The organism is Methanospirillum hungatei, assembly GCF_020216685.1.
Taxonomy (GTDB): domain Archaea; phylum Halobacteriota; class Methanomicrobia; order Methanomicrobiales; family Methanospirillaceae; genus Methanospirillum; species Methanospirillum hungatei_B.
In genome coordinates this window covers 1-10,000 of sequence record NZ_JAIWNS010000020.1, presented here as the reverse complement: position 1 = coordinate 10,000, position 10,000 = coordinate 1, and the positions used below count along the sequence as shown (strand labels likewise).

At 46.7% G+C, this 10,000-nt stretch carries 9 protein-coding genes; 5 read left to right on the top strand and 4 right to left on the bottom strand.

From position 1 onward, the window contains the following. On the bottom strand, positions 1–782 hold a 782-nt coding region (locus LDL35_RS01230), incomplete at its 3' end, for an AMP-binding protein (protein WP_304018688.1). A gap of 428 nt (positions 783–1,210) precedes the next feature. Here LDL35_RS01230 and LDL35_RS01225 point away from each other — a divergent pair. Further along, positions 1,211–1,468: a hypothetical protein gene (locus LDL35_RS01225; RefSeq protein ID WP_304018687.1), complete on the top strand. Its 258-nt coding sequence runs from the start codon at positions 1,211–1,213 to the stop codon at positions 1,466–1,468. Between the two features lie 6 nt (positions 1,469–1,474). Here the strand turns inward: LDL35_RS01225 and LDL35_RS01220 are convergent, their stop codons facing one another. After that, a complete protein-coding gene (locus LDL35_RS01220; RefSeq protein ID WP_304018685.1) occupies positions 1,475–2,674 on the bottom strand; it encodes a Xaa-Pro peptidase family protein in 1,200 nt (399 codons plus the stop codon). 91 nt (positions 2,675–2,765) lie between these two features. Here LDL35_RS01220 and LDL35_RS01215 point away from each other — a divergent pair, with 91 nt between their 5' ends. The 3 genes from LDL35_RS01215 (at position 2,766) to LDL35_RS01205 (ending at position 6,892) form a co-directional block, all read left to right on the top strand. Further along, positions 2,766–5,210: a methyl-accepting chemotaxis protein gene (locus LDL35_RS01215; RefSeq protein ID WP_304018683.1), complete on the top strand. Its 2,445-nt coding sequence runs from the start codon at positions 2,766–2,768 to the stop codon at positions 5,208–5,210. Positions 5,211–5,283: 73 nt separating this feature from the next. Next, positions 5,284–6,111, top strand: coding sequence for a 4Fe-4S binding protein (locus LDL35_RS01210; RefSeq protein ID WP_304018681.1), 828 nt, complete (start codon positions 5,284–5,286; stop codon positions 6,109–6,111). Positions 6,112–6,580: 469 nt separating this feature from the next. After that, complete coding sequence (locus tag LDL35_RS01205; protein WP_011447420.1) at positions 6,581–6,892, top strand: RNA-binding protein; 312 nt, start codon at positions 6,581–6,583, stop codon at positions 6,890–6,892. Between the two features lie 57 nt (positions 6,893–6,949). Here LDL35_RS01205 and LDL35_RS01200 read toward each other — a convergent pair whose 3' ends face one another. Continuing rightward, the gene (locus tag LDL35_RS01200; RefSeq protein WP_304018676.1) at positions 6,950–7,738 is read right to left on the bottom strand and encodes an ABC transporter ATP-binding protein; all 789 of its coding nucleotides are present in this window, start codon (positions 7,736–7,738) and stop codon (positions 6,950–6,952) included. A 4-nt stretch (positions 7,739–7,742) separates the two neighbouring features. After that, entirely contained in the window at positions 7,743–9,473 is a 1,731-nt protein-coding gene (locus LDL35_RS01195) for an ATP-binding protein (RefSeq protein WP_304018674.1), read from the bottom strand. Between the two features lie 147 nt (positions 9,474–9,620). Here LDL35_RS01195 and LDL35_RS01190 point away from each other — a divergent pair. Then, positions 9,621–10,000, top strand: a 380-nt coding sequence (locus LDL35_RS01190) for an AI-2E family transporter (protein ID WP_304018672.1), incomplete at its 3' end; no start/stop codon positions are given.

Genomic DNA, 10,000 nt, shown 5'->3' with positions numbered 1-10,000 from the left:
AGGATAAAGAGCGGGTCTTCACTGTCCATCTCCTCTGGCGGGCATTCATCACTGACACCTTCCTGGATAGCGTAAAAGTCCACTTCCATCTCTGAGTAGAGTTCCACCGGACACCGTTCCCTGCTCAGTACCACGATCTTCTCAACACTGGGGGAGTTTTTGACCGCATCATCCACGATACTCCGCAGTGGGATTAATTTACCACGCCTGACTCCGACATCCGCAGTTATCACAATTTTTGCCTGTGCATCCCTGATTCGTGCATGGAGAGCCTCTGCTCCGAATCCGGCATAGACGATGGAGTGCACTGCACCAATCCGGGCACAGGCAAGCATAGCGATGATATGCTCAGGGACAAGGGGCATATACAGGCATATCCGGTCCCCTTTCTGGACACCGAGTTTTTTCAGTGCATTGGCAAACCGCATCACAGCCCGGTAGAGCTGACGGTATGTGTAGATCTCCTCTTTCCCCTGCTCACCCTTCCAGATCAGGGCAAGTTTATTTCTTCTTCCGTTCTTTACATGCCGGTCCAGACAGTTTGCGGAGACATTGAGTTTTCCTCCACAAAACCACCGGGCGTCAGGCCAGTTCCACTCTTTTACCTTATCCCATGGTTTTATCCAGTCCAGTTCCCTGGCTTTACCGGCCCAGAATCCGTCCGGGTCTGATAAAAACTCTGCATAGGCTTTTTTATAGTCACCAAGGGCAGAATTTGCCTGGTAGGACGGGTCAGGGATGTAGGTTTTGTTGTCAAGTTTGACATCAAAGTTGTCAGCCATTGTTGTACCACCATCAGGTTCATGTGGGGGGCATATCCGGCCGGATCGATGATCCTCATATCCGGCTGAATTCAGATCGACAATCAGATGATTGCTGATCGCATGATCAATCGTGTAGAATTGAAACACATATAATGATGTATTTGTCGTACAAATATGTAGATCATTTAAGTCTCTCTAATATTCGAATAAATTTTTTATCTGGCTGCAATTTATTGATTTACTAGATGTGAGAAAAAATGAGAAGGTCTGTGGATAATATTGTATGCTCACAAAAATTTGTAACTCGCGCAATGATCATCATAATCTGTCGGCCATAGGATCACTCTATTCTATCGGTTATTCACGCCTCTTTCTCTCTCTACCGAAAGTCATAATAGGTAATAGTTGGGACTGAAGTGAAATTGGATTTTGATTCTCTTCGTAAGATGTATGATCTCCCACCTGACCGCTCCGGCATCCGGTACCTGGAGATGATGATAACTCCAATCCCGCATCCGGATCATGCAGTCGGATGGATCCTGGTTCAGATAGCAGATATAACCGAACGGAAAGTGGCTGAAATTGCCAGAATAAAACAGATACGGGTTATTGATGAACTGATAAACCAGCTGGATAAAAGATGGATTGAATCTGATAAGATTCTTCAGTATCTTCAAAAGCACCATCATATCAGATTCAGATAGGATCTCTCATACCCGGATGAGTCCGGGATTTGTTCCCGTAATACACCGCCCCCTTCCTTTTGAAACCACAAACGTGTTCTCAATTCCTACCATTCCAACTCCTGGGATTCCTTTCTTTGGCTCAAGGGCAAATACCATATTCTCTTCCAACGGCTCATCAAAACCCTCAGCAATTACCGGGATCTCATCGATTAACAGACCGACACCGTGGCCAAGGAACTTTACTTTCCGGTCTTTATATCCCATAAAATTCTCTAAAAATTCCGGCTCTAACGCTGCCATTACATCCCGGTATATCTGCGATGGGATATTTCCTGGGACAAGGAGAGAAGCCAGATGGTTCTGCACCTCCACGCACCGGTTGTGCTTCTCAATTACGTCATCAGGAAGAGATGCACCAAACATATAGGTCATGGTTTTGTCTGTATGATACCCGCCACATCCACATCCAACATCAACAAAGACAAGGTCTCCTTTTTTCAGTCTCCTCTTCCGGTCACCAAGGAGGGGAACGGCAGGGCATAACCCGACAGATCCGCCAGGGCCATCAAAATATGTCGGATAGAGTGAGTTCTCTCCAAATCCTATCTGACCAAGGAGCATTTCGGTGTTAAACATACCAAACCGTGCAATTCCATGATGACCTTCATCGACCAGATGGCCATACAGTCTGCTTGCGAATTCACTCTCACGCATCCCTTCAGTCAGCATATCTGGAACGCTTTCTTCCAGTACACGGGCATGAATTCTCCCTGACTCTTCCATGAGGGAGATTTCAAATGGACTCTTCACAGCCCTGACCATTGAGAGTTCCCGATCCACTGATTCAACGTGCGATATTGGAAAATACTTTGAAAACCGCTGGTAAAGAGCGAGCGGTACGATATCCGTTTCAAGATACACGGTATCAGGAACATCCGTATATGCCCTGGCAGCGTCACGAAAACTTCCCATTTTTTCAATACACGGGAATTCAGATTCATGTTTCGCACGCTCATAGCTCTTCCTGACCCAGAGGGTTGGTTCACCGTCCCGTGGTATGCAGAGCATGCTGTCCTGCATGGTTCCGGTGAAATAATAAAGGTTGATATTTCCAAAAATTACTACCAGTTCATAGTCCGGTTTTTGTTCCTCCATTCGGGCTTTAAATCGTTTCATCCGTTGTTGTAACTCTGATCCCGGTACCCGGCTATCCATAGTACACATTTGACGACAACCATGATAGGATCTGTCATGGTGCAGGAGATATGATCCCCATACCCGCTTCCTTTATTACATTGCTCATACATGATCTAACATGGCCTCTCTCTTTTCGGTCAGTTCAATCAATAAAAAAATCCTATATGCAGGTTCTCTCTCTCTTCTTGTTGTTGCCAGTGTTATCATTTTGTTTGCAGCATTTTCAACATATAATACCTCTGTTTCAGGAGCTGAAGATGAACTTAAAATTCTCGCAGATGCACAGGCTGAAGCGATAAAAGGGGTGTTACTTGAACCGATGCACTCGACCGAATCTTTGGCTGATGTGCTTCTTGGGCCATATAGTGCAGGAAAACCACTGCCAAGAGAGGAAGTTGAGTCAATTATCGGTGGGATATTGAAGAACCATCTTCTCTATAATGGAGTTTACACGATGTGGGAAGAGAATGCGTATGATCGTGCCGACTCCCGGTATGCAGGGAAGAACGGGTTTTCCAGTACAGGACGGATGAATATGTACTGGTACCGGGAGGATGGTGTTCCGCAGCGGATGATATATGAGCCGGATTCTGTAGACACTGAGACAGATTATACACAGGATTACTATACCATTCCTGCACAAACACATCAGAAACTCCTGACCAATCCGTATGTTGAACCATCACAGAGTGTCCCGGTCCTGATGGCGTCAACCATCGTTCCAATCCTCTATCAGGGAACGTTTCTTGGGATAACCGGTGTCGACGTTACCCTTGCTGATATTGACCATCTTGCAGATGAAACCTTCCTCTATAATGGAGAAGGAATCGTCCTGATAGTGAGTAATGATGGAACAATAGCAGGAGTCACGGGGGATATCGGAACGGTTGGTGAACCGCTTGCTTCCCTTGCCCCTGTTTTTTCAATATCAGAGGAGACCATTCAGCAGATTATTACCGGAAAGACTGATGCAACCTTTACCCTTGGTCCCTATGTCGGGAAGATGTCAGATGTCGTGGTTGGTGATCCTGATCTGCCTTGGAAGGTTCTGGTCCTGGTCCCGTCATCCATCCTGACTGCCAATGCAATCTCCCTCACCATTATCCTGGTCATCTTTGGTATCCTGATCTCCGCCGGTGGAGTAGGGCTGCTTTATATTGTTGCACGGTCCATCAGTCGTCCGATACAGGAGATCACATATGCAGCAGGGCGCCTGGCAGAGGGTGATCTTTCCTGCCGGATTAACCCTGACGGACATGATGAGGTTGCCATCCTTGGGAGAACCTTTGATACCATGGCTTTTCGCCTGCAGCAGACGATGGATACTATCACCAGGGACGGAGAAGATCAAAAGGCAGTCCTTCTAGAGATAAACGGGATAGCACAGGCGGCATCAAATGGTGATCTCAATGTTCGTGGAGATCCAGTCCATTTCTCCGGTGAGTACCGCCATGTCATCGAAGCGGTGAATGATACTCTTGATGCTGTCGTCCGGCCGGTTACTGAGGCAATGTCGCTTGCCCGCGAGTATTCAGCAGGGAATTTCTCTGCACGGTTTGACCCCGGTGTTCCCGTCTCCGGAGACTTTATTCATTTCAGGACTGCGCTTGATACCATTGGTATCCAGATGGGGTCCCTGATTGGTGCTCTCTCTGACGAGGTACAGGGTCTGATGACCGAGATGGAAGAGTCAAATGCAAGTGTAGAGGAGATCGCATCTGCATCCCAGGCGATTGCACGGGGCACAAACGAGCTCAGCATTCAGGCTGATCGGTCAAAATCCGGAATCACAAAGATTCAGGATACGGTCAGTACTGTGACATCCATCGGTTCTGATATTGCCCGCCAGACCGCAGAGGCATCAATTCTTATCAATCAGTCACAGCAGCTCTCACATAAGGGATCTGAAAGCAGCACTCTTGCAGATATCGGCATGAGGTCCATTGTAAAGTCGCATGATGAGACCGGCAGAATCATTCATGAGATTAATTCGGAGATGGATAAGATCGGTGATATTGTCGGTATCATTACCGATATCGCTGACCAGACAAATCTTCTTGCACTCAATGCCGCAATCGAAGCCGCCCGTGCTGGTGATGCAGGGAAAGGGTTTGCGGTAGTTGCCGGAGAAGTTAAGGCACTTGCACTTGAATCACAGAAATCTGCAGAGAAGATCAGTGGTATCATCTCTCTTCTCCAGGAACGGTCGGCAAAGATGAAAAGTGCCATTGATACCTCACGACAGGATATCACGAATGGCAGCAGGGCAGTTGATGAAACATTGAAGATCTTTTCTGAGCTGGCATCTTCAATCGATGAGATCACCAAGCGGATCATTTCGATCGACTCAGCCAGCCAGGATCAGATGGCAGCCTATGAGATGGTAATGGAGCATATTACTTCCATGAATGAGTCATTCCATACTACCATCAATGAACTGGGCAATACTGCCGCATTAACCGAGGAGAATTCCGTTTCTCTTGATTGTATTGCCCAGTCTATTCAGGAAGCAACGATCAGGATCGATAAAATATCACGTGATATGGCCCGTTTCAGGGTATAGGGAAAGCCATGCCATATAGGTCTGGAGGGAGCATTCATTCCCTTTTTTTCCTGAGGAAAAGGATGGTTCTGCTATGATAATCAGGGATCTCATCATCCGGACCTGCACAGATATGGGTATCTCATGTGTCGGATGTGCCGATGTGAGCCGGTGGGAGCAGCCCCTCTTTTCCCCATGGGTTCCTGAATCATTTTATCCGACCTCCATCTATCCGGAGGCACGGACTGCTGTTGTTATCGGCCTTCCCGTGCATCTGCCTGTGGTTGAGACTGCTCCATCCATCTGGTATCGTGAAGAGTATAAGGTCGTAAACAGTCTGCTCGATCAGAATACCTGGCGTCTTGCTACACTCCTCAATGATCAGGGTTTTCCTTCGGTTTCAATCCCCCGCGACGGGTATGGAAGCATTAACGTATTACAGAAGAACCCTGTTGCCTTCTTTTCACATCGTCATGCCGCAGTCCTTGCCGGTCTTGGCACCTTTGGGAGAAACAATATGGTTCTGACCAGAGCATGGGGGCCACGGGTCAGGTTTGGTACGGTTCTTACCACTGCCAGGATTGATTCTGATCCCCTGATTGAAACATCCCTCTGTACCCGGTGTAATGCCTGTATCCGTGCCTGTCCGGTCCAGGCACTGGAAGAGGAAGATTACCCTGAATCTACAACAAATAAAAAGGCGTGTGCTTACCGGAGTGCTGCCCTGAATGCAGAGTACCGGTCCCCATGCGGAGTATGTATCAAGGTGTGCCCGGTTGGAGCTGACCGGGAATTCTATGACCGGCCGGATATCAGAATATATGAGGAGAACGGTTCCTGGAACCGATATCATAAAGCCTGGGCCCATGTCAGGTCGTATGGAAGTGACACAAAAGCTCATTCTGATGAAAGAGAATTCTGAGTTTTCAGTAATCGATCACTCTATTGAATCTTGTCTTGTCCGGCTTATACAGGAACCCCCCGGTTTTCGGGATAAGTGAACACGATAGCCATTCAGAGAGCACCCATAGTTCATCAGAATGGCATGACCCGGATATCAGCAGCAGTATCTGGTGACCGGGCATGTGCTGAATTTCCTGGGTTCTGAAGCATGGGGGACATCACAAGGCATGGTCAGTCATAATAAACAGCAACAAAATGGCCGTCTCTCTAAAAAATAATCCGGTCAATATTGCAAATTCTGGAAAAACCTTATATGCTCATGCGGTAATGTGTATGTGCAGACGAAAGAGTAAATTCTGGAAATAGTTTTTGTAAGTTCTCGTTCAGTTCGAAAGGGTATCTCACTGCTATTCTTGGTAATTCTCTGGCGCAATGTGATTGTGATCACTGCGGCCCAACAGTTATGCAAAAGCCCATAAGGGACTATCATGGAAGGAAAGAAATTATACGTAGGCAACCTGCCCTACTCCACGAACGAAAGCCAGCTCAGCGAACTTTTCTCATCCTATGGAGAGGTTGTCAGCGCCAAAATCATTGAGAACAAAGGTTTTGGATTTGTCGAGATGGGAACTTCAGAGGAAGCCCAGGCAGCACTCGATGCCCTGAACGATACCGAATTTGACGGAAGAACGATGCGTATCGATGAAGCACGCCCAATGCAGCCACGCCGTGACTTTGGTGGAAACCGGAGCGGTGGGTTTGGCGGTTCAAGCGGCGGCTTTAACAGAAGACGCTTCTAATCAGATCAATATCACCCTTTTTTTATCCCACAACTGGATTATCATTCAATTAATCTGTTAATATCCTGTTGCATAGTAGTATCCGTCATCATGAATGATCCTGACCGGAACATCAAAGATAGCACCAATAGATCGATCTGACAGTACCTCTTCTTTTGGTCCGTCCTGATAGATGGCACCGTTTTTAAACAAAATAACCCGGTTTATCTCAGGAATGATGTCCGGAAGGGAATGAGTGACAAGTATGATGACCGTCTGTGCCGCAACCTTTCTCATGGTAGAGCGGAGCATATGCAGGGCATGCAGATCCAGACTGTTTGAAGGTTCGTCAAGGATCAGGACCCGTGGATTATGAACCAGTGCCCGTCCGATAAGAAATCTCCTGGCCTCGCCGGTTGACATATCAGAAAATGACCGATCAGCCAGATGAGAAATTTCAAGAAAAGAGAGGATCTCATCTGCCTTGTTTTCCATCTCTGGTGTGATGGTATGAAAGAAGAGTCCGATACTACTGAAAAATCCTGATAGAATCACCTCTCTTCCGGAAATATTCCGGTGAAATGTATATTGAAGGTCCTGGGATACATACCCGAAATGAGATCGAAGGGTAAAGACGTCCCATGTATCCTGACCCCAGATCCGAAAGACTGAGCCTGATTCTGCATAGACCGGATAATGTTCCCTCATGAGTGTTCTGATAAAGGTCGATTTTCCTGAACCATTCGGACCCAGAATAGCAACATGCTCTCCATCCGGAATCTGAACCGTAAGTTCATGAAGCAGGACGGTGGAGTTGAGGGCAACCGTGATATTTTGAAAATCAACAAAAAGTGGTGTATGATTCATGATTCTATTCCCGGGTTTTCTTTCTCCATGATTCGGGTGGAATTCGTATCTCAAACCGTGCTCCCTTTCCAAATTCACCATTTTCACAGATCAAAATATTCGTAACCAGCAGGATCTCCCGTGCAAGTGTCAGGCCAAGGCCGGTATTCTTTCCATATCCCTGCTTAAAGATGCGCTCCTTCTCATCAGGTCTGACCCCGGGACCGTCATCTTCAATGACAAGTGCATATGATCCATCATCCATCTCCTGGGAATAAATCTCTATCCGGGAAATTCCCGTGGCATGACGCATGGCATTTTCTAAGAGATTATATATGACTTTTACCGAGAGCGGGTCCGCGAATATCTCCGCTGGAACGAGGTTGATTATCAGTTCAATCTGGTCATGCTGAATATCCCAAACAGCCCGCATGATCAGCCGCTCACAATCCTGCCATACCGGTTCATGAAGTCCGATACTTTGGTATTCCCGTGAAAAATGAAGATGCCTTGTAATTTTCTCCACGAGATTCATGCAAACGGAGAGTATTTCTTTGCGCCTTTGCTCATCATCCTCACTCTCCAAGATCTCCAGATATCCTGAAACGGCCATAACAAGATTGCTGATATCATGCCTGGTGAGGTGTGTCAGAAGAGATATCTTTTCATTTGCAAGTTTGAGTGCTTTTTCAGCATTCTTCCGTTCGGTGATGTCATGAATGATAAGAATCAGTCCTGCAGGTCCCCGGTCCGGATCAGTAACCAGTGATCCTGATACACTCATGGTTTTCTTTGTGTCAGAATCCGGAATCAGTTCATAGTCAGAGATCATACCGTTCCGCACAATATCATCACGGATTTTGGAAAAAATTGGTTCAGGCAGAGGAGGTCCGGTGAATACACCCGGATTTGTCTGAAATGAACCGGCAAGAAGTTTTTTTGCAGAACTGTTGGTGGTAATTACCCGCCCGTCCATATCGGTGAGGATAAGTCCGTCCGGCATGGTCTGAATGATATTTGTTGCAACCGTTTCAGGGCTTAAAATGAACAGTCCATACTTCAGAATTGCATATGTGATTGCCACCGAAAAGAGAACGATCCCGATAAACACCATATTGGGTGCAAAAATTCCAAAAAGTGGGAGGATGACGACAGACTGCGAGCCGAATCCTAAGAGAATAAGAAGACCGATACTGACAGAACTTGACTGCCGCATTAAGGTATCATTCCCGGCAAATCTTCGTGCCTGCCAGCCGATATATATCGCCCAGAACAGGATGGCAAGGAAATAGATTGTGGCAGCGGTATAAATCGGATCCCCGATTGACGGGGTGTAATAATACCTGAAATCTGGTGAGTACGCGACGGTAAAGATGTGATCTGTGAAAAAATTCACCCCTGCAAGAATTATTGCAGGAATGTAGAGGAGCATGATAAGATATACACGATTTTCCCGTCGTGCCATCGGATGATCCGCAAAACAGAGGATGAAATGAATACACATTACAATGACCACAGTCCAGAGAGAACTCGCCTTTAGCCAGAACAGGACATTTTCATAACTATTGACACTCCAAATCAGGTATTCTCCGACAGCCCAGTACGATGCACCGGCGGTTACCATGAGAAACAGGCGGTTTACTCTGGAGTCTGGGTTTTTGGCATAGACAAAAATGCCAAGACCATACGTGATTACTGCAGAAATAAGACAGAAAAATCCAAGTATGGCGATAGCGTCCATGTGAATCCCCCCCATAATTCACCAGTCAGAAGAGCATCTGGTTATGCCACACCCCACCAGGCAATAAACCGATGATGATTATCTAATTCAATACATCTCCTTATCAGCTCATAACCCTTTTCATACGAAAAGAACTATACAGCTCCCGATCGTCTCTATACTATGGTTTCTCTTGAAAATCTTCCTCAGTCCGATAGGATTATCTTCCTGACCGCCTGCTGTTTTATCATCCTCGCAGGGCTGAAAATGGCCGGAGGTTTCATCGGCCCGTTTTTATTATCGGTATTTGCTGCGGTTATCTTCTCCGTTGTCTCGCTATGGTTCCAAAAACGAGGATTTGACCCCCGCATATCCGGATATCTGGCATTTTTCATCTTCCTTGGCTGTCTTATCGGGGTTGTGGCGATGGTGGTGCTTTCGATATCCCCTCTTGTAGAACATATACCCCGGATAGAAGAAGGGATACAGTCCAATATGGGGGAGATTGATACAATCCTTTCAAAATTTGGAATAAAGGTGTCTACTCTCATCCCGGCAAGCCA

What these genes read in the sequence shown, in the direction of transcription:
- LDL35_RS01200 (WP_304018676.1), bottom strand. Translation starts at nt 7,738, where the DNA reads ATGAATCATACACCACTTTTTGTTGATTTTCAAAATATCACGGTTGCC.
- LDL35_RS01220 (WP_304018685.1), bottom strand. Translation starts at nt 2,674, where the DNA reads ATGTGTACTATGGATAGCCGGGTACCGGGATCAGAGTTACAACAACGG.
- LDL35_RS01210 (WP_304018681.1), top strand. Translation starts at nt 5,284, where the DNA reads ATGATAATCAGGGATCTCATCATCCGGACCTGCACAGATATGGGTATC.
- LDL35_RS01225 (WP_304018687.1), top strand. Translation starts at nt 1,211, where the DNA reads ATGTATGATCTCCCACCTGACCGCTCCGGCATCCGGTACCTGGAGATG.
- LDL35_RS01195 (WP_304018674.1), bottom strand. Translation starts at nt 9,473, where the DNA reads ATGGGGGGGATTCACATGGACGCTATCGCCATACTTGGATTTTTCTGT.
- LDL35_RS01215 (WP_304018683.1), top strand. Translation starts at nt 2,766, where the DNA reads ATGGCCTCTCTCTTTTCGGTCAGTTCAATCAATAAAAAAATCCTATAT.
- LDL35_RS01205 (WP_011447420.1), top strand. Translation starts at nt 6,581, where the DNA reads ATGGAAGGAAAGAAATTATACGTAGGCAACCTGCCCTACTCCACGAAC.